The sequence below is a fragment of the Micromonospora sp. DSM 45708 genome (assembly GCF_039566955.1).
Lineage (GTDB): Bacteria > Actinomycetota > Actinomycetes > Mycobacteriales > Micromonosporaceae > Micromonospora.
The window spans coordinates 4,990,160-5,009,736 of record NZ_CP154796.1 but is presented as its reverse complement, the minus strand read 5'-3'; the positions used below and the strand labels follow the sequence as shown (position 1 = coordinate 5,009,736).

Sequence of the window (19,577 nt, the reverse complement as noted above, 5' to 3'; positions counted from 1 at the left end):
GGGGGCGGTTCGGCGCCGGTGGACCGGTGCGCCCGGCTCGGCGCGTGTCAGACTGGACGCGCCATGACGAGCCTTCCGCTGATCTCCGTAGACCCCGACGGCCGCGGCCGTCGACCCGCGATGCCTCCCCGCCACCTCGCCGACCTCGACCTGCCGGGCCGGCAGGCGCTCGTCACCGAGCTGGGCGAGCCGGCGTTCCGCGCCAAGCAGGTGTCGAACCACTACTTCGGCCGCCTGGTCCGTGACCCGGAGCGGATGACCGACCTGCCGGCGGCGACCCGGGAGCGGCTGGCCGGCACGCTGCTGCCCACCCTGCTCACCCCGGTCCGCGAGCTGGCGTGCGACGACGGCGCCACCCGCAAGGCGCTCTGGCGGCTGCACGACGGCTCGCTGGTGGAGAGCGTGCTGATGGGTTACCCGGACCGGGTCACCGTCTGCATCTCCAGCCAGGCCGGCTGCGGCATGGCCTGCCCGTTCTGCGCCACCGGCCAGGCCGGGCTGACCCGCAACCTCTCCACCGCGGAGATCGTGGACCAGGCCGTCTACCTGGCCGGCGTGGCCGCCTCCGGGGCGGTGGCCGGCTCGCCGCCGCGGCTGTCGCACGTGGTGTTCATGGGCATGGGCGAGCCGTTGGCCAACTACGCGCGGGTGGTGGCGGCGATCCGCCGGCTGGTCGCGCCGGCCCCGGAAGGGCTCGGCCTGTCCCAGCGGCACATCACCGTCTCCACGGTCGGTCTGGTGCCGGCCATCCGCCGACTGGCCAGCGAAGACCTCTCCGTGACCCTTGCGTTGTCGCTGCACGCGCCCGATGATGAGCTGCGCGACGAACTCGTCCCGGTCAACCAGCGCTGGAAGGTGTCCGAGGTGCTGGACGCGGCGTGGGACTACGTGGCCACGACGGGGCGTCGCGTGTCCATCGAGTACGCGATGATCAAGGACGTGAACGACCAGCCGTGGCGGGCCGACCTGCTCGGGCGGCTACTGGCGGGCAAGTTGGCCCACGTGAACCTGATCCCGCTCAACCCGACTTCGGGCAGCCGCTGGGACGCCAGCCCGAAGCCGGTCGAGCGGGAGTTCGTCAGGCGGTTGCGCGACGCCGGCGTGTCCACCACGGTGCGGGACACCCGGGGGCGCGAGATCGACGGTGCGTGTGGGCAGCTCGCCGCCGCCGAGGACACCGACAGCGACCCCCGCGCGGCAACGGCGTAGCGGTACGAGACCAGGAGACATAGTGGCGAGTCAGGGTCAGCGTTTCCGGCGAAAGGCGCTCCGCCGGGGATACAAGGTCGACGAGGTCGACGCCTTCCTGGACCGGGTCGAGGCGACCCTCGACGGCCAGCCGGTCGGTGCGCCCGTCGCGTCCCAGGAGGTCCACGACGTCGTCTTCCGGGTCCGCTTCAACGGCTACGACGAGTGGCAGGTCGACCTGCACCTCGACCGGGTCGAGCGGCAGCTCGCCGAGCTGGAGGAGCGCGCCGGCGTCCCCGGCGGGCGGGGTGGCGATCCCCGGATGGCCGACCGGCCCGGGGGCCCGCCGATGCGCGACGACCGTGGCCTGTCCCCGGTGCCGCAGCCGCCGATGCCGCCCCGGCAGATGCCGGCCCAGGCCGGCCCGCCGGTCGACCGCTACGGCAACCGCTACGACGAGCCGACCGGCGCGTTCGCCGGTGGGTACGACGGCCCGCGCGGCGGTTACGACGCGCCGCGCGGCCCGGCCGGTCCCGGCCCGATGGGCCCCGGGCCGGGCGCCCCGATCGGGCACGGCGGACCGCCGCCGCGCAGCCTGCCGCCCGGTCCCGGCGGATACGGCCAGGACGCCGGTCCCGGCGGATACGGCCAGGACGCCGGCCCCGGTGGTTACGGCCAGGACAGCGGCCCGGGTGGGTACGGCGGCCCGAGTGACCGCTTCGACGGCTTCGAGGCCGGCCGGCACGGTCGGGCCGACATGACCGCGGAGATCCGGATGCCCGAGCGGGACCTGCGTGAGCTGCGCGGGCGTGGCCCGGCCGGCCCGCCGGCGTTGCCGCAGCCGGGCTACGGTCCGCCGGATCCGGGCTACGGCCCGCCGGACCAGGGCTACGGCGGCGGCCCCTCGATGACGGGCCCGCCGCTGGTCGGCCCGCCCGCCGGCGGGCCGCCGATGGTGGGACCGCCGATGGCCGGCCCGCCCGGCAGCGACCTGCATCGCGTCGACCAGATCCGGCGCGGCTTCCAGGTCCGGCGGTTCGGCAGCGGATACGACCCGGACCAGGTCGACCGGTTCTTCGACACGCTGCTCGGCGGCATGCAGGGGCGCAACGCGATGCCGGTGAACCCGAAGGAACTCGACACGCTGCGCTTCGGGCTGGTGCCCGGCGGCTACTTCGAGGCGGAGGTCGACGCCGCGCTCAAGGACGTCCAGGACATCCTGCTCGGTCGCTGAGCCGCACCCGACGACGAAGGGCCCGCCCCCGAGGGGACGGGCCCTTCCGCGTACCGCTGGCGCCGGGCGTCAGGACCGCAGGCCGTTGCGGCGCAGCACGGCGTCGCCGATGACGATGGCGAGCAGCAGCGCGGCGATCCCGAACAGCCAGATGTGCTCCACCCGGCCCTCCTCGGTGCCGCAGAGCGCCATCAACACCAGGGCCACGGCCGACACCACCGCCCCGATCCGTCCGGACCTGCGGTGCCCGGGCCTGTGCTGGTCTGGCGCGGTTACCGGCTCGTCTCCTGCCACTGTCGGTCCTTCCCTCGCGATCGGATCTCCGGTTAGTCTGGCACGCCGCGTGCCGGGCCCGGCGCAGGGTCCGACCGGACGGGGCCGGACGACCCGGGCGGGCGACCGGCGGCCGGCGCGACGACGGTCGGATCGGCCCGGGCCGTTGGACCTGTTCCGCGGGGGCCGGCCGGCACTGTGGGCGTCGCGGGACGGCGACCACACTGTCTCCGGTAGCGTCTTGACGTACGCCTGATGCCTTTTTGAGGGGGACTACGGTGCGAGTGACCGGTACGGGCCACGCCAGCATGCGGATCGACACGCCCGCGGGCAGCATCCTGTGCGACCCGTGGGTCAATCCCGCCTACTTCGCCTCCTGGTTCCCCTTCCCGGACAACTCCCAGCTCGACTGGGCGACGCTGGGCCAGACCGACTACCTGTACGTGTCGCACCTGCACCGGGACCACTTCGACGCGAAGCACCTGCGGGACTTCGTGTCGAAGGACGCCACCGTCCTGCTGCCCGAGTACCCGACCTCCGAGATGGAGGACGAGCTGCGGGAGTTGGGCTTCACGAAGTTCCTGAAGGCCCCGAACGAGCAGGTCGTGGAGCTGCCCGGCGGCCTGAAGATCATGATCCAGGCGTTGACCAGCCCGACCGACGGCCCGATCGGCGACTCGTCGCTCTGGGTCGAGTACGACGGCGTCCGGCTGCTCAACCAGAACGACGCCCGCCCCACCGACCTGACCGTGTTCGCCGAGCTGGGCCACGTGCACGCGCACATGCTCCAGTTCTCCGGCGCGATCTGGTACCCGATGGTCTACGAGCTGCCGCAGTCGGCGAAGACCGCGTTCGGCAAGCAGAAGCGGGACCGGCAGTTCGACCGCACCTGGCGCTACATCGACGACCTGAAGGCCGACCACGTCTTCCCGATCGCCGGCCCGCCCTGCTTCCTCGACGACGAGCTGTGGCAGTTCAACGACATCTTCGGCGACGAGGGCAACATCTTCCCCGACCAGTCGGTCTTCCTGGCCGAGTACGCGAAGGTCGGCGGCGACAACGGCATCGTGCTGCTGCCGGGCAGCGTCACCGAGATCACCACCGAGGGCGCGACCACCACCCACCCGGTGCCGGTGGAGGAGTTCTTCGCGAACAAGGTCGCCCACCTGGAGGAGATGCGGGAGCGCAAGCGCGGCGTCATCGAGGCCGAGAAGGCGTCCTGGCGGCACCCGGAGATCGACGTGCTGGCCGAGATGAAGCGCCGGATCGAGCCGCTGCTGGACGAGTCGATCTACCTGGCCAAGGGCGTCGGCGGCCCGGTCCGCTTCGACCTGGTGAGCTACGACGGGACCGACGTCGAGTCGATCGTGGTCGACTTCCCGGGCAAGGAGGTCCGGCCGTACGCGGACGAGAAGGTCCGCTACCGGTTCCGCACCGAGCGGGCGCTGATCGAGCACCTGTTCCACATCGGCGAGGTCGACTGGGTCAACTCGCTCTTCCTCTCCTGCCGGTTCTCGGCGGCCCGGATCGGCCAGTACAACGAGTTCGTCTACGCGTTCTTCAAGTGCCTCTCCACCGAGCGCCTCCAGTACGCCGAAGGCTGGTACGACGAGCACGAGCGCGCCGTCGACGCCGAGGACATCACGCTCGACGGCTGGGTGGTGCAGCGGCGCTGCCCGCACCTGAAGGCGGACCTGAGCCGGTTCGGCATCGTGGACGGTGACCAGCTCACCTGCCAGCTCCACGGGTGGAAGTTCGACCTCGCCAGCGGTCGTTGCCTGACCAGCGTCGGGCACAAGATCCGCGCCCACCGGGCCGAGGAGGAGACGCCGGAGGCCGCCGCGACGCCGTGAGGCGTCAAGCGGGGCGCCCTCCTCTACCGCAGGCGTGAGTAGGGGGCCCTGCTTACGTCAGGTCGGCGAGGATGCGCCGGGCGGCGTTGTGGCCGGCGGCGCCGATCACGCTGCCCGCCGGGTGACAGCCGGCGCTGCCCGCGTAGACGCCGTCCACGCCGGTGGCGTACGGCATCCGGTCGGTGAACGAGACGGTGTTGTCGACGTGGTGGATGTGCCCGCCGGTGATGCCGAAGTGGGCCTCGATGCCGGGCGGGGGCAGCGGCACCGCGTCCGCGATCAGGTCGGCGGTGCCCGGGGCGTACCGCTCGCAGATCGCGATCAGCCGCTCGACGTACCCGGGCAGCGCCGCGTCCCAGGTGGTGCCGGCCAGCTCGTAGGGGACCGACTGGACGAACAGCGCCGACGAGTGGTGCCCGGCGGGGTCTTGCAGCGACGGGTCGACGGTGGTGTGCAGGTACCACTCGATGGTCGGCTCGTCCGGCAGCCGCCCGGCCCGCACGTCGGCCCACATGCCGCGCAGCGCGGCCATCGGCGACTCGCCACCGGCTCCGACCAGCGAGTCGGAGCCGGGGAGCAGGTGGATGGTCGAGCCGAACGGGCTCGGCGCGTCGGCCGGCAGGCAGGAGAAGCGCGGCAGCCCGGTGAGCGCCAGGTTGAGCTTGAGCGTGGTGCCGGGCCGGCGGACCGCCGCCATCCGCGCGCCCAGCTCCGCCGGGAGCGCGCCGTCGGGCAACAGCTCCATCAGCCGGTACGGGTCGCACGCCCCGAGCGCCACGGACGCGCCGACCTGCCGACCGTCGGCCAGCACCACGCCCGACGCGGCACCGGAGTCCAGCGTGATGGCGGTGACCGGGGCGCCGGTGACGACGCGGGCGCCCGCGCGCCGGGCCGCCTCGGCGAACGTGCGCGACACGGTGCCCATGCCGCCCTCGGCGATCATCCAGGTGCCGTCCGCGCCGGGCAGCCGACACATGTTGTGCACCAGGAAGTTGTGCCCGGTGCCCGGGTCGTCCGGGCCGGCGTTGAGCCCGGACAGGCCGTCGGTCACCGCGTACATGCTGACCAGCAGCTCGGAGCGGAAGTCGAAGCGGGCCAGGTGGTCGGCGACCGAGCCGCGGACCAGGTCGACGAAGACCTGTCGCAGGGCCGGCCGGACGTAGCGTTCGGCGGTCTCGTCGACCGGCAGCGGCTCGGCCAGCCACGCCGGCGCCAGGTCGTCGCGGAGCTGGGCCAGCTCGGCCTGGAGCGCGTCGTCGGCCGCCACGTCCGCCGGCGAGAACATCTCGGTGAGCTGCCGCCGGGTGGCCGCCGTGTCGCTGCCGAAGAGGAGGTACGGCGAGCCGGGGCCGCCGGGCGTGGGCAGGAAGTAGTGCGGGTCGCGGCGCAGCACCGGGATGGTCACGTCGAGCGTGGCGAGCAGCTCCGGCGGCATCAGCCCGAGCAGGTACGACCCGGTGGAGTGGCGCAGGCCGGGCACCTTCGGGAACGGGTTCTCGGTGCGGGTGGCGCCGCCGATCACCTCGGCGGCCTCCAGCACCAGCACGTCGAGGCCGGCGCGGGCCAGCAGGATCGCCGAGACCAGGCCGTTGTGCCCGGAGCCGACCACGACGACGTCGGCGCGTGCCGGCAGCTCAGTCCCGTCATTCATGGGAACGGAGCCTACTGCCGGGCAGTCCCCGGCGGGAGGGTTCGCGGCCGGGCGCTACCGTGGCCGGCATGCCCGCCGCTGTCCAGTTCGCGCTCCTGGCCGTGCTCGTCGTCCTGCTCGTGCTCGTGTTCGCGCTCCGGCGGGCCGCCGGCCGGCCGCGGGACCTGGTCGCTCCGGGCCCGGCCGCTGCCGGCGGGCAGGGCGAGGTGCTCCGGCTGGTCCGGGAGGGGCGCACGGTCGAGGCGGTCAAGCTGCTCCGCCAGCAGACCGGGCTGCCGCTGCTGGAGGCGAAGCAGGCAGTGGACGCGTTGCGGGCGGGTGGCACGCTGCCGGCCCGACCCGGCGGCCCGGTCGACCCGGACGGCGGGGTGCGCGCCGAGGCGACCCGGCTGGTGCGCGCCGGGAAGAAGATCCACGCGGTCAAGCTGGTACGGGAGCACACGAACTGGTCGCTGGCCGAGGCGAAACGGTACGTGGATCGGCTCTGACGTCACCCCGCGTTCACCGGGCAGTGGCAGCGGTCGATGCCGCCCGGGGCCTACCGTCGGCCGAGAGCCTCGTCTCCGGGAGGTCATCCGATGGATCGTCGTACCGTCCTGCGCGCCGTCACCGTCGCGGGCGGCACCGCCTTCGCGGGCAGTCTCTGGGCCGCCGCCGCCCCGGCCGCGCCCGCCCAGCCCGGCCCCGGCCCCTACGGCGAGCTGCTGGCCGCCGACGCCAACGGCCTCCAGTTGCCGGCCGGTTTCACCAGTCGGGTGGTCGCCCGCTCCGGCCAGCGGGTCGCCGGCACCTCGTACGTCTGGCACCCGGCGCCGGACGGCGGCGCCTGCTTCCCGACCGGCGACGGCTGGTACTACGTCTCCAACTCGGAGGTGCCGCTGGTCGGCGGCGCCTCGGCGGTGCGGTTCGCCGCCGACGGCGCGATCGTCGCCGCGTACCGGATCCTCGGTGGCACCAACAACAACTGCGCCGGCGGTTCCACCCCGTGGGGCACCTGGCTCTCCTGCGAGGAGGTGCCGCTGGGCCGGGTGTTCGAGACGTGGCCGGACGGCGGCCGGGCCGCCGAGGAACGGACCCGGATGGGCCGCTTCACGCACGAGGCGGCGGCCTGCGACCCGGTCCGGCAGGTGGTCTACCTGACCGAGGACGAGCCGGACGGCTGCTTCTACCGCTTCGTCCCGGACACCTGGGGCGACCTGCGTACCGGCCGGCTCCAGGTGCTCTGCGCCCGGGACGGCCAGGTGACCGGGCCGGTCACCTGGCAGGACCTGCCGGACCGGGACGGCTTTCCGGTACCCACCCGCTTCCAGGTGCGCGCCGCGCAGTCGTTCCACGGCGGGGAGGGCTGCTGGTACGCGGACGACACCTGCTGGTTCACCACGAAGGGCGACAACCGGGTGTGGGCGTACGACGCGGTGGGGCAGCGGCTCGACCTCGCGTACGACGACTCGCTGGTGGAGGCCGGCGCGGCACCGCTGACCGGGGTGGACAACATCACCGGCACCGCGGGCGGTGACCTCTACGTGGCCGAGGACGGCGGCGACATGGAGATCAACATGATCACGCCGGCCGGCGTGGTGACGCCGTTCGCGCGGCTGCTCGGGCAGCCGAAGTCGGAGCTCACCGGTCCGGCGTTCGCGCCGGACGGCAGCCGGCTCTACTTCTCCTCGCAGCGCGGCGTCAGCGGCGCGAAGGTCGGCAGCGGCGGCATCACGTACGAGGTGCGCGGCCCGTTCCGGCGCTGACCGGGGTCAGGCGCGGGCCGCCTCCCGGGCGGCCCGCCACCGGCTCAACGCCAGCGTGGCCGAGTAGCCGGCCAGCACGATCACGTGGAACAGGTAGAGCCAGAGCAGCACCGCCACGCCACCGCCGATCTCGTCGAAGCCGCCGAACGGCACGCCCAGGTTCAGCGGCAGCGAGCAGAACAGCACGAAACCGTGCAGGAAACCGGAGAGGTTCGCGGCGGTGAACGAGCCCATGCCGAGTGTGGCGAGCCAGTCCGGGGAGGCCGGACCGACCACCCGGAACACCCACACCAGCACCGGTGTGAGCACCAGCCACACCGCCAGGAAGGACAGCACCACGCCGAGCGCGCCGATCCAGCCGCCCTGGCGGACCAGCCGGGTGGTGAGCGGCAGCGCCAGCAGGATCGACAGCAGCAGGGCCGGGGCGGGCGCGAGCAGCGGCAGCAGCAGCAGCCGGCCACGCCAGCCGACGAGCGCGCCGGACTCGGCGCGTGGCTCGGCGACCGAGACGAACGCCCGGCGCAGCCCTTCGCCGTAGAGCGAGGCCGGCAGCAGCGAGGCGAGCGCCAGCAGCGGGGTCAGCCCCAACCCGGCCTCGACGAGCGCGGCCACCGCCCGGTGCGCGCCGATCTCGGTGGGCAGTGTCTCGATCGCGTACGAGGTCAGCCGACGCACCCGGTCGGCGCCGGCGAGCAGGCCGGTGAGCCAGATCGCCAGCAGGGCCACCGGCACCACGGCGATCGCGCCGTAGAACGTGATCGCGGCGGCGTGCAGCGAGAGATCCCGGCCACGGACCGGCCGGAACGCCGCCGAGGTGATCCGCTTCGTGCGTTGCCAGCCGTCGCCCATCGCCCCCTCGTTCCCCGTGTGGTCGCCGGCCACGCATTACGATCCGGCGTCATGATGATCGCCTCGACCGAGCGGCTCGTGGTCCGGGACTGGACCGAGTCACCCGACGACCTGGCCCGGGTCTACGACATCTACTCCCGCGAGGAGGTGATGCGGTGGCTGGGTGGCGGCAAGGGGCGGATGACCCGGCCGGGCGACGCGTTGGACCGGGTGCGCTCCTGGCGCGAGCGCAACGCGCCGTACGCCGGTCGCTGGGGGCTGTGGGCGATCGAACCGCGCGCGACGGGCGGCGCGGCCGGCAGCGTCCTGCTCAAGCCGCTGCCCGGCCGCGACGGTGTCACCCCGACCGACGACATCGAGGTCGGCTGGCACCTGCACCCCGACGCCCAGGGTCACGGCTACGCCACCGAGGCGGCCCGGGCGGTGCTGGAGCGGGAGTTCGCCACCGGGACCGGTCGGGTGTACGCGGTGGTGATGGCCGGCAACGATCCGTCGATGGCGGTGGCCCGGCGGCTCGGCATGACCCACGTCGGCGTCCGCACCGACTGGTACGGCGGCGCGGAGTTGGAGACGTTCGTCCTGGACCGCCCCGCCTAGCCGGAGTTCCTCGTCTCCCCAGGTGCCCGTACGTTGGCAGTTCGCCGTCGGGCTCCTACGGTGGTGGGGACACGGGGAGGTGCGGTGTGGTCGACGGCGGCGATGCGGCGCGTTGGCTGCAACTCCATGCGCCCCGTGGCGGGCCGGACGAGTTGTCGCTGCTGGTGAGCCGGGCCGCGCCGGCCGTCGGCGCCAGCGAGATCGTGATCTACCTGGCCGACTACACGCAGTCGTCCCTCGTCCCGCTGCTCGGCGCCGGCCTGGCCCGGGACGAGCTGATGATCGAGACGACCCTGGCCGGCCGGGCGTTCACCAGCCTTGAGGTGCAGCGCGCGCCCGACGGTCCGGATCGGCTCTGGGTGCCCCTGCTGCTGGGCTGCGAACGGCTGGGGGTGCTGGAGGTCGTGTCTCCGACCGCCGGCGACCCGGCGTCGGACCGGTCGGTCTGGGAGCTCGCGGTCAACGTCGCCCAGCTCCTGGTGAACCGCCGCCTCTACGGCGACGTCGTCGAACGGCTGCGCCGCCGCCTGCCGATGCAGGTCGCCGCCGAGATCGTCTGGGGGCTGCTGCCGCCGCTGACCTTCGCCACCGACGACCTGGTGATCACCGCGATCCTCGAACCGTGTTACGACGTCGGCGGGGACATCTTCGACTACGCGCTCAACGGCGACGTGCTCAGCGTCGGGCTCTTCGACACCTGTGGGCACGGCATCAAGGCGAGCGCGTTGGCCTCGCTCGTGGTCAGCGCGTACCGCAACGCCCGCCGCACCGGTCTCGACCTGGTCGACACGGCGATCAGCATCGACAGGTGGGTGCGCTCCGAGCACCCGAACTACTTCGCCACCGCGCTGCTCGCCGAGCTCGACCGGCGGACCGGCCGCCTGCGGATCATCAACGCGGGCCACCCCGGCGCCCTGCTGCTGCGCGACGGCAGGGCCATCCGGACACTGCCCGGCCCGACCGCCCTGCCGCTCGGCCTGGGCCACCTGTCGGGGAAGCGCCCGCGGGCGCACGAGGAGGCGCTGCACCCGGGCGACCGCATCCTCGCCTACACCGACGGCATCACCGACGCGCGCAGCGACGACGGGGAGCGGTTCGGGCGGGACCGGCTGGTCGACTTCGTCGAGCGTGCCCTCAACGACGCGCTGCCCAGCCCGGAGACGATGCGCCGCCTGGTGCGGGCCGTTCTCGCGTACCAGCAGGACCAGCTCGACGACGACGCCACCGCGCTGATCCTGGAGTGGCAGCCGCCGCACCTGCCGTGGGGGCACCTGGACCACTTCACCGCGTCGGCCGGTGGGCGTACCGGTCGGTGAACCTGGTGTCCGGCGATGACTTGTTCATTCCGGGCCTGGTTGTGCTGCGGAGTCCGGCGGGCGGTTTCCAGGCCGCTGACGTCACGGCCGTTCTGCTGCTCGGCGCGATCGCCCGTTCGGCGTGATCGACCGGCCACGGGAGTACGCTGCCGCCGGCGTGCCGTACTTCCTCCGGGTCGATCTGCGCAACCGGGTGCCGGCGCTCGCCCTCTACGAGATGGTCGACGGCGAATACCGCCCGTTCGCCCGCCGCGAGGGCCGGGACCCCCTTCGTGATGCGGCAGCCGTTCGAGTTGGGCGTCGATCCGGCCGACCTGCTCGACGACGGGGCGCCGGAGCGGTCCGAGTGGCCATGATCCACACCGGCTCGCCGGGGTGGTGGTGTCGGAAGGGCGCGGAGGGCGCCACCTCGGGGAAGTGGAGTGGATCAAGCCAGGAGGGGACGCCGGGACGGGCCCTGTGACGCGCTGGGGAACAATGGGCGGGTGACCACTCCGCGAGACCTCGTGCTGCTCGGCTCGACCGGCTCCATCGGCACCCAGGCCATCGACCTCGTCCGGCGCAACCCGGACCGGTTCCGGGTGGTCGCGCTCGGCGCCGGCGGCGGCAACGTGGAGCTGCTCGCCGCGCAGGCGCTGGAGCTGGGCGTGGCGGCGGTCGGGGTGGCGCGGGCGTCCGCCGCGCAGGATCTCCAGCTCGCGTTCTACGCCGAGGCGAGCCGGCGCGGCTGGGCTTCCGGCGACTTCAAGCTGCCCAAGATCGTGGCCGGGCCGGACGCGATGACCGAGTTGGCGCAGTGGCCGTGCGACGTCGTGCTCAACGGGGTGGTCGGCTCGCTGGGCCTGCCGCCGACGCTGGCCGCGCTGCGCGCCGGGCGTACCCTCGCGCTGGCCAACAAGGAGTCGCTGGTGGCCGGCGGCCCGCTGGTCAAGGCCGCGGTGACGCGGCCGGGGCAGATCGTCCCGGTCGACTCCGAGCACTCGGCGCTGGCGCAGTGTCTGCGCGGCGGCGCCCGGGGCGAGGTGCGCCGGCTGGTGGTCACCGCCAGCGGCGGGCCGTTCCGGGGCCGGCGGCGCGACGAGTTGACCGACGTCACACCGGAGCAGGCGCTGGCCCATCCGACCTGGAACATGGGCCCGGTCGTCACGATCAACTCCGCCACCATGGTCAACAAGGCGCTGGAGGTCATCGAGGCGCACGAGCTGTTCGACGTGCCGTACGCCGACATCGAGGTGATGGTCCACCCGCAGTCGGTGATCCACTCGATGGTCGAGTTCGTCGACGGCTCCACGCTCGCCCAGGCCAGCCCGCCGGACATGCGGCTGCCCATCGCGCTGGGCATCGGCTGGCCGGACCGGGTGCCCGACGCCGCCGCCGCGGTCGACTGGACCACGGCGCACACCTGGGAGTTCGCCCCGCTCGACGACGCCGCGTTCCCGGCCGTGGCGCTGGCCAAGGCGGCCGGCGAGGCCGGACGGTGCCGGCCGGCTATCTACAACGCGGCCAACGAGGAGTGCGTGGCCGCGTTCGTGGCGGGGCGGCTGCCGTTCCTCGGCATCGTCGACACCCTCCGGCGGGTGCTGGAGGACGCTCCCGACTTCGACGAACCAGGTACCGTCGAGGACGTGCTCGCCGCCGAGTCGTGGGCACGGGCGCACGCCCAGGAGATCATCGTCGGGTCGGTGGAAGGAGCTCGATGAGCTATCTGCTCGGGGTGGTGCTGTTCGCCCTGGCGATCCTCATCTCGGTGAGCCTGCACGAGGCGGGGCACATGCTGACCGCCAAGGCGTTCGGGATGAAGGTCACCCGCTACTTCGTCGGCTTCGGGCCGACACTCTGGTCGTTCAGGCGGGGCGAGACGGAGTACGGCGTCAAGGGCATCCCGCTCGGCGGCTTCTGCAAGATCGTCGGCATGACCCCCCAGGACGACGACGTCGAGCCCGGGGACGAGAAGCGCGCCATGTGGCGTTACCCGGTGTGGAAGCGGACGATCGTGATGTCCGCCGGCTCCGCGATGCACTTCGCCATCGCGTTGGTCGCGCTCTGGATCATCGCGGTTTCCGCCGGCCTGCCGAACCCGAAGTTCCCCACCACCGAGGCCGGCTTCCGGGCCGAGCCGGCGGTGATCGCGCTCGCCCCGTGCGTCGTGGTGGAGAACGCCCCCCGCGCCTGCCAGGCCGGCGACCCGGCCAGCCCGGCCGGCAAGGCCCAGCTCGCCGACGGCGACCGGATCACCGCCGTGAACGGGCGGCCGGTCTCCACCTGGGGCGACATGCTCGACGTGGTCCGCGGCACGACGCCCGGCCCGGCCACCGTCTCCTACCTGCGCGACGGCACTCCGGCCACCGCCACGGTCGACCTGGCCTCGGTGCAGCGCCCGCCGCTGAACGACCCGAAGGGCGCCACCTCGGCGGTCTCCGCGATGGGCGTCGCGCTGCGGCCCAGCACCCCGACCCGGGTGGAGTACGGCCCGGTCGCCGCGTTCGGCGCCACCGCGGACTTCACCGGCAACATGGCGGTGCAGACCTTCCACGCCATGCAGCGCATCCCGCAGAAGGTGCCGGCGCTGTGGAACGCGATCACCGGCGCGGAGCGCGACGTGGACACGCCGATCAGCGTGGTCGGCGCCAGCCGGCTCGGCGGCGAGGCGGTGGAGAACAATGCCTGGCTGGTGTTCTTCATGCTCTTCGTGTCGCTGAACTTCTTCATCGGCGTGTTCAACCTGCTGCCGCTGCTCCCGTTGGACGGCGGCCACATCGCCATCGCCTGGTTCGAGCGGGCCCGGTCCTGGCTCTACGCCCGGATCGGTCGCACCGACCCGGGCCGCGTCGACTACCTGAAGCTCATGCCCCTCACGTACGCGGTGATCCTGGTGGGTGGCGTGTTCACGCTGCTGACCGTCACCGCGGACGTGGTCAACCCGATCACGCTCTTCTCAAGGTGAGTGCCTGAAGTGACCGCTGTCAGTCTCGGTATGCCCCCCGTACCGCCGCCGCCGCTGGCCCCGCGCCGCGCCAGCCGCCAGATCATGGTCGGCTCGGTGCCGGTCGGTGGTGGCGCACCGGTCTCGGTGCAGTCCATGACCACCACCCTCACCGCCGACGTCAACGCCACGCTCCAGCAGATCGCCGAGCTGACCGCGTCCGGCTGCCAGATCGTCCGGGTCGCCGTGCCGTCGCAGGACGACGTGGAGGCGCTGCCGGCGATCGCGCGCAAGTCGCAGATCCCGGTGATCGCCGACATCCACTTCCAGCCGAAGTACGTCTTCGCCGCGATCGACGCCGGTTGCGCCGCGGTGCGGGTGAACCCGGGCAACATCCGGCAGTTCGACGACAAGGTCAAGGAGATCGCCAGGGCGGCCGGTGACGCGGGCGTGCCGATCCGGATCGGCGTGAACGCCGGCTCGCTGGACAAGCGTCTGCTGGCCAAGTACGGCAAGGCCACCGCCGAGGCGCTCGTCGAGTCCGCGCTCTGGGAGTGCTCGCTGTTCGAGGAGCACGGCTTCCGGGACATCAAGATCTCGGTCAAGCACAACGACCCGGTGGTGATGATCCGCGCCTACCGGCAGCTCGCCGAGAAGTGCGACTATCCGCTGCACCTGGGCGTCACCGAGGCCGGCCCGGCGTTCCAGGGCACCATCAAGTCCGCGGTGGCGTTCGGCGCGCTGCTGGCCGAGGGCATCGGCGACACCATCCGGGTCTCGCTCTCCGCCCCGCCGGTGGAGGAGATCAAGGTCGGGGCCGCGATCCTGGAGTCGCTGGGCCTGCGCGAGCGCGGCCTGGAGATCGTCTCCTGCCCGTCCTGCGGCCGGGCCCAGGTCGACGTCTACAAGCTGGCCGAGGAGGTCACCGCCGGCCTGGAGGGGCTGCCGGTGCCGCTGCGCGTCGCGGTCATGGGTTGCGTGGTGAACGGTCCGGGCGAGGCCCGCGAGGCCGATCTGGGTGTCGCCTCCGGCAACGGCAAGGGCCAGATCTTCGTCAAGGGCAAGGTCGTCAAGACCGTGCCGGAGGCGCAGATCGTGGAGACGCTGATCGAGGAGGCGCTGCGGATCGCCGACGAGATGGGCGCCGAGATCCCCGAGGAACTGCGCGAGCTGGTGCCCGGGGGCGCCACCGTCACCGTGCACTGACTCCGCCCTTCCGCGTCGCCGTGCGGCCGTCCCCACCGGGGCCGGCCGCACGCGCGTTCCCGCCCGCGACCCCCGTCCCGCTGTTTCACGGAAAGCGGGGTCATGGCGGGCGGAACAGCCACACTTTCCGTGAAACAGGTGCGGGATGAGGGCGGGGTGAGGGTGGGGAGTGGGGAGGGTCAGTCGGACTCGGCGAGGATGGCGTAGAGCTTGCGCCGGGTCTCGTCGAGCACCTGGGCGGCCCGGGCGCGCTGGTCGTCGGTGCCGGTGGTCATCACCTGCCGCAGCGCGTTCATGGCCTGGGTCCCCGCGTCGCGGATGTCGTGCCAGCTGTTGACGGTCTGCTCGGCGAACTCCGCCCAGGGCGGCGCCTGTGCCGCCTGCGCGGCCTCGGCCTGCCCCTGCTCGGTGAGGGCGAACCGCTTGCGCCCGCCGTCGGAGTCCGGGGCGGTGGCGATGACGCCCTCGTCCTCCAGCAGTTGCAGCGTGGGGTAGATCGACCCGGGGCTGGGCCGCCAGGCCCCACCGGTGCGGGCGTCGATCTCCTGGATCATCTCGTAGCCGTGCATCGGCCGCTCGGTGAGCAGGGCCAGCACGGCGCCGCGCACGTTCGGCCGCCGGCTGCGGCCCCGGCCACCCCGGCCGCGCCCGTGACCGTGCGGCCCGGGCGGGAACGGCGGCGGACCCGGGGGCACGGGCGGGAAGCCGAAGCCGCCGTGGCGGTGCATCTCGTCGTGCACGGAGTGCACGTGTCGACGGAAACCCATCGGGCTCTCCTTCTGTAGGTCTATCGCTGATGCATCAACGATATATCGGCAACGCATCGCCGACAAGACGTGACGGGGATCGTTCGAGTGCCCGGTCGGCCCACCGGCTCCCGCCTGCATCTGGCAGGCTGGTAACCGTGCTCACGATGCCGGTACGCCAACTGGGGGAGTCGGAGCGCCGTTCGGTCGAGCGGCTGCTCGACCTCGACCCCTACGCCGGCGCGCAGGTCGCCGAGCGGGTCGCGGCACGCGGGCTGGCCTGGTGGCGGGCCGAGGCGCGGATCCTCGGCTACGGCTCCCGGCGCAACCTGGAGTCGATCTGCTGGCTGGGCGGCAACCTGACCCCGGTGCTCGCGTCCGAGTCGGCGGTGGTGGCGTTCGCCGAGCAGTTGAGCGAGGAGGAGCGGCTCTGTTCCTCGATCGTGGGCCGCGCCGACGCGGTGCTCGGCCTCTGGGACCGCCTCTCCGCGCACTGGGGCCCGGCCCGGGACGTACGCCCGAACCAGCCGCTGCTGGCCGCGGACGCGCCGCCGCCGGTGGCGCCCGACCCGCAGGTGCGTCGCGTGCGGGTCGGTGAGGTGGACCGGCTCTTCCCGGCGGCGGTGGCGATGTACACCGAGGAGGTCGGCGTCTCGCCGCTGGCCGAGGACGGCGGGCGCGGCTACCGGCGGCGGGTGACCGAGCTGGTGCGCGCCGGTCGGGCCTACGCCCGGTTCGTCGACGGCCGGGTGGTCTTCAAGGCCGAACTGGCGGTGGTGACCCGGCGGACCGCGCAGGTGCAGGGCGTCTGGGTGGCGCCCGAGTGGCGCGGCCGGGGCATCGCGACCGCCGCGATGGCCGCGGTGGTCCGCGACGCGCTGGCCCGGGTCGCGCCGACGGTCAGCCTCTACGTCAACGACTTCAACCGGCCGGCCCGGCTCGTCTACGAGCGCTGCGGCTTCCGCCCGGTCGGCACGCTCGCCACCGTGCTGTTCTGAGGATCACCCCGCCTCGCGTTGCCCCGAACCGGACACCCGACGCTATGCTGGTCATGTTTTTGTACTGACCAGTCAGTCTAGAAGGGTGCCATGACGACCATCGTCGAGGCCAACGGGCTGGGCCTGCGGACCCGCCGGGGCTGGGTCTACCGGGACGTCGACCTCACCGCCGGAAGCGGTGAGCTGCACGCGGTCACCGGCCCGCCCGGCAGCGGTCGCACGTCGCTGCTGCTCGCCCTCGCCGGGCGCTTCCCGCACAGCCACGGCGAGCTGCGCCGACGCGGCCCGGCCGCGCTCGGCCAGGTGGCCGGCGTGCACGAGCCCGACCCGACGCTCACCGTCGCCGAGCACATCACCGAACGCCTGCTGCTGCTCGGGCCGGTGCCGCGCCGCCGCCGGCAGCTCGTCCCGGTGGCCGCGCTGCGGGCCCGCCGCGCCTACCGCCGTGACGCCTACGCCGCCGCCATCGCCGGCGCCGGCTGCACCGACGCCCCGCTCGAACCCGACCGGTACGGCCGCGACCTGACCCCGGTCGAGCGCCAGGTGCTCGGGCTGGTGCTGGCCAGCCTCGGCGGCCCCAGCCTGATCGTCGCCGACGACGTGGACGCCGGCGCCGACCGCCCCGAACGGGAGTGGATCTGGGCCGCGCTGGAACGTCTCGCCGGTCAGGGGTACGCGGTGGTCGCCAGCGCCCGCGCCGTCGAACCCGGCGTCGCCGCCACCGTGCACCGCATCGGCGACCCCGCCCTGCCCAGCCCCGCCCTGACCGGTCCCGTGCCGACCGCTGCCGTGCCGACCGCTGCCGTGCCGACCGCTCCCGTTCCGACCGCCGAGGTGACCGCGTGAGCGTCCTGCGACTGGCCCTGTTCGAGCTGCGCCGGATGACCCGGGGTCGGCTGCCGCGCGCCGCGCTCGCCGTGCTCACCGTCGTCCCGCTGCTCTACGGCGCGCTCTACCTCTACGCGTTCTGGGACCCGTACGGGAACCTCGACCGGATCCCGGTCGCGCTGGTCAACGCCGACCGGCCGGCGAAGGCGGCCGACGGCAGCGAGGTGCACGCCGGCCGGGATCTCGCCGACGAACTGATCGACCGCAAGGTCTTCGGCTGGACCGTCACCGACCAGGCCGACGCCACGAAGGGGCTCCGCGACGGCCGCTACCACCTGGTCTTCTCCATCCCGGCCGACTTCTCGGCCACGCTCGCGGCCAGCCCCGAACCGGACCGGCCGGCCCGGCAGGGCGAGCTGAAGGTGGTCAACGACGACGCCACCAACTACCTCTCCGGGCTGCTCGCCCGCTCGGCGTTCAGCGAGATCCGGGCCGCCGCCGCGGAGAGCACCGCCGCCTCGTACTTCGACCGGATGCTGATCGGCTTCACCGACGCCAAGGCCGAAACCGGCCGCGCCGCCGACGGGGCCGGGAAGATCTCCGACGGGCTCGACGCCTCCCAGCGGGGCGCCGGGCAGCTCGCCGACGGGCTCGGCGACGCCGAGAACGGCGCCGGGCAGCTCGCCGGCGGGCTGAACACGTCGGTCCAGGGCGCCGACAAGCTGGCCAAGGGGCTCGACCAGTTGCAGACCGGCGCCGCCCAGCTCGCCGACGGCGCCGGCCGGGCCGCCACCGAGACGAAGGCCGCCGCCGCCACCGTCGACGCCGCCGCCGACAGGTACGAGCCGGTGCTGCGCCGCAACGCCGACAAGATCCAGCAGGCGGCCACCGCGGTCGCCACCGGCGCGCAGCAGCTCGCCGCCGGCCTGGACGCGCTGCCCGCCAAGGCCGACGAGGTGGTCAGGCTGGCGCAGGAGATCTCCGACCGGCTCGACGCGGTCGCGAAGGAACACCCCGAGCTGGCCGACGACCCGAACTTCGCCGCCGCCCGCACGGCCGCCGACCGGGCCGTCACCCAGGCCAAGGCGCTGGCGTCCGCCGTGGACAAGTCCGACCTGGCCGCGTTGAAGAAGCAGATGACCGAGGTCGCGAAGACCGCCCGGGAGGTGGCCGCCGCCGCGCCGCACCTGGCCGACGACGTCGCCGCCGCCCGGGCCAAGGTCGACGAGCTGGCCCGCGGGCTCGGCACGCTGGCCCAGGGCAGCGCCAAGCTCCGCGACGGGCTCGGCGACGCGTCCACCGGCGCCGACCAGTTGCGCGGCGGGCTCTACCAACTCGCCACCGGCGCCCGCGCGCTCGACGGCGGGCTGGCGCAGCTCGGCACCGGCAGCACCAAGCTCGTCGACGGGCTGGGCAAGCTGGAGGGCGGCGCCGGCGACCTCGCCGACGGGCTCGCCGCCGGGGAGAAGAAACTGCCCGGGTACGACGACGCGGCCAGTCGCGCCGACGTGCTCGGCGACCCGGTCGGCCTGATCCGCGATTCCCAGCACCCGGCCGGCTCGTACGGGGTGGGCTTCGCCCCGTACTTCCTGGCGCTGGCGCTCTGGGTCGGCGCGATGATCACGTACATGCTGTTGCGGCCGGTCAACCGGCGACACGTGATGTCCGGCGCGCCCGGCTGGCGGGTGGTGCTCGCCGGCTGGCTGCCCGCCGCCGCGATCGGCCTGGCCCAGGTCGCGGTGCTCTACACCGTGGTTACGCTGGCGCTCGGGCTGCACCCGACGCACGGCGCGGCGACGTTCGGGCTGCTCGCGCTCACCTCGTTGGCGTTCACCGCGATCATGCAACTGCTCGGCGTGGCGCTCGGTCCGGCCGGCCGGCTGGCCGCGCTGGCGCTGCTGATGCTTCAGCTCACCTCGTCCGGTGGCACCTACCCGGTGCAGACCTCGCCCGGCTTCTTCCAGGCGATCCATCCCTGGCTGCCGATGACGTACGTGGTCAGCGGCCTGCGGCACACCGTCAACGGCGGGCCGGCCGGCCCGGTGGTCACCGGTGCGCTGGTGCTGCTCGCGTTCGGCCTGGGCGCGCTGGCGCTCACCGTCGGCGCGGCGCGCCGGTCCCGCCGGCTCACCCCGGCCAGGCTGCACCCCGAACTGACCATGTGAGGATG

Annotated in this window: 18 protein-coding genes; 14 read left to right on the top strand and 4 right to left on the bottom strand. The window is 73.5% G+C overall.

All coding sequences use genetic code 11. From position 1 onward, the window contains the following. Positions 1-63 precede the first annotated feature (63 nt). Together rlmN and VKK44_RS21270 are read left to right on the top strand one after the other, a co-directional pair. A complete protein-coding gene (gene rlmN / locus VKK44_RS21275) occupies positions 64-1,209 on the top strand; it encodes a 23S rRNA (adenine(2503)-C(2))-methyltransferase RlmN (RefSeq protein WP_343442943.1) in 1,146 nt (381 codons plus the stop codon). Positions 1,210-1,231: 22 nt separating this feature from the next. Next, positions 1,232-2,422 (top strand): DivIVA domain-containing protein, encoded by a 1,191-nt coding sequence (locus VKK44_RS21270; RefSeq protein ID WP_343442942.1) that lies wholly within the window; start codon positions 1,232-1,234, stop codon positions 2,420-2,422. A gap of 69 nt (positions 2,423-2,491) precedes the next feature. Here the strand turns inward: VKK44_RS21270 and VKK44_RS21265 are convergent, their stop codons facing one another. Beyond that, the gene (locus tag VKK44_RS21265; RefSeq protein ID WP_107155975.1) at positions 2,492-2,716 is read right to left on the bottom strand and encodes a DUF2631 domain-containing protein; all 225 of its coding nucleotides are present in this window, start codon (positions 2,714-2,716) and stop codon (positions 2,492-2,494) included. Positions 2,717-2,973: 257 nt separating this feature from the next. Between VKK44_RS21265 and VKK44_RS21260 the strand changes: the two genes are divergently transcribed. Then, positions 2,974-4,548 carry a Rieske 2Fe-2S domain-containing protein gene (locus VKK44_RS21260; RefSeq protein ID WP_343442940.1) on the top strand — a complete coding sequence of 525 codons (1,575 nt, stop codon included), beginning with the start codon at positions 2,974-2,976 and terminating at the stop codon, positions 4,546-4,548. A gap of 52 nt (positions 4,549-4,600) precedes the next feature. Here VKK44_RS21260 and VKK44_RS21255 read toward each other — a convergent pair whose 3' ends face one another. Next, the gene (locus VKK44_RS21255) at positions 4,601-6,199 is read right to left on the bottom strand and encodes a phytoene desaturase family protein (protein ID WP_343442938.1); all 1,599 of its coding nucleotides are present in this window, start codon (positions 6,197-6,199) and stop codon (positions 4,601-4,603) included. A 68-nt stretch (positions 6,200-6,267) separates the two neighbouring features. Between VKK44_RS21255 and VKK44_RS21250 the strand changes: the two genes are divergently transcribed. Both VKK44_RS21250 and VKK44_RS21245 read left to right on the top strand, forming a co-directional pair. Beyond that, positions 6,268-6,687 carry a 50S ribosomal protein L7/L12 gene (locus VKK44_RS21250; protein ID WP_343442937.1) on the top strand — a complete coding sequence of 140 codons (420 nt, stop codon included), beginning with the start codon at positions 6,268-6,270 and terminating at the stop codon, positions 6,685-6,687. 90 nt (positions 6,688-6,777) lie between these two features. After that, positions 6,778-7,944 (top strand): alkaline phosphatase PhoX, encoded by a 1,167-nt coding sequence (locus VKK44_RS21245; RefSeq protein WP_343442936.1) that lies wholly within the window; start codon positions 6,778-6,780, stop codon positions 7,942-7,944. 6 nt (positions 7,945-7,950) lie between these two features. Here the strand turns inward: VKK44_RS21245 and VKK44_RS21240 are convergent, their stop codons facing one another. Then, positions 7,951-8,793, bottom strand: coding sequence for a YhjD/YihY/BrkB family envelope integrity protein (locus VKK44_RS21240; protein ID WP_343442935.1), 843 nt, complete (start codon positions 8,791-8,793; stop codon positions 7,951-7,953). Between the two features lie 51 nt (positions 8,794-8,844). On the opposite strand from VKK44_RS21240, the gene VKK44_RS21235 reads away from it, so the two are divergent. The 6 genes from VKK44_RS21235 (at position 8,845) to ispG (ending at position 14,835) form a co-directional block, all read left to right on the top strand. Next, positions 8,845-9,390 carry a GNAT family N-acetyltransferase gene (locus tag VKK44_RS21235; protein WP_343442934.1) on the top strand — a complete coding sequence of 182 codons (546 nt, stop codon included), beginning with the start codon at positions 8,845-8,847 and terminating at the stop codon, positions 9,388-9,390. A gap of 86 nt (positions 9,391-9,476) precedes the next feature. Continuing rightward, complete coding sequence (locus tag VKK44_RS21230) at positions 9,477-10,706, top strand: PP2C family protein-serine/threonine phosphatase (RefSeq protein WP_343442933.1); 1,230 nt, start codon at positions 9,477-9,479, stop codon at positions 10,704-10,706. Further along, entirely contained in the window at positions 10,703-10,831 is a 129-nt protein-coding gene (locus VKK44_RS21225; RefSeq protein WP_343442931.1) for a hypothetical protein, read from the top strand. The genes VKK44_RS21230 and VKK44_RS21225 overlap by 4 nt, the downstream gene beginning before the upstream one ends. Before the next feature lie 360 nt (positions 10,832-11,191). After that, entirely contained in the window at positions 11,192-12,406 is a 1,215-nt protein-coding gene (gene dxr, locus VKK44_RS21220) for a 1-deoxy-D-xylulose-5-phosphate reductoisomerase (protein ID WP_343442930.1), read from the top strand. Then, on the top strand, positions 12,403-13,650 hold the full coding sequence (locus VKK44_RS21215) for a M50 family metallopeptidase (protein ID WP_343442928.1): 1,248 nt from the start codon (positions 12,403-12,405) through the stop codon (positions 13,648-13,650). Before dxr ends, VKK44_RS21215 begins: the two co-directional genes overlap by 4 nt. Positions 13,651-13,659: 9 nt before the next feature. After that, entirely contained in the window at positions 13,660-14,835 is a 1,176-nt protein-coding gene (ispG, locus tag VKK44_RS21210) for a flavodoxin-dependent (E)-4-hydroxy-3-methylbut-2-enyl-diphosphate synthase (RefSeq protein ID WP_343442925.1), read from the top strand. Positions 14,836-15,014: 179 nt separating this feature from the next. Here the strand turns inward: ispG and VKK44_RS21205 are convergent, their stop codons facing one another. Continuing rightward, on the bottom strand, positions 15,015-15,602 hold the full coding sequence (locus tag VKK44_RS21205; RefSeq protein WP_343442924.1) for a PadR family transcriptional regulator: 588 nt from the start codon (positions 15,600-15,602) through the stop codon (positions 15,015-15,017). Positions 15,603-15,739: 137 nt separating this feature from the next. On the opposite strand from VKK44_RS21205, the gene VKK44_RS21200 reads away from it, so the two are divergent. From VKK44_RS21200 to VKK44_RS21190, 3 genes are all read left to right on the top strand, one after another. Continuing rightward, positions 15,740-16,579 carry a GNAT family N-acetyltransferase gene (locus tag VKK44_RS21200; protein ID WP_343442923.1) on the top strand — a complete coding sequence of 280 codons (840 nt, stop codon included), beginning with the start codon at positions 15,740-15,742 and terminating at the stop codon, positions 16,577-16,579. A gap of 90 nt (positions 16,580-16,669) precedes the next feature. Next, positions 16,670-17,425, top strand: a complete 756-nt coding sequence (locus tag VKK44_RS21195) for an ATP-binding cassette domain-containing protein (RefSeq protein WP_343442921.1) — start codon at positions 16,670-16,672, stop codon at positions 17,423-17,425. Further along, complete coding sequence (locus VKK44_RS21190; RefSeq protein ID WP_343442920.1) at positions 17,422-19,572, top strand: YhgE/Pip domain-containing protein; 2,151 nt, start codon at positions 17,422-17,424, stop codon at positions 19,570-19,572. Before VKK44_RS21195 ends, VKK44_RS21190 begins: the two co-directional genes overlap by 4 nt. Positions 19,573-19,577: the final 5 nt, after the last annotated feature.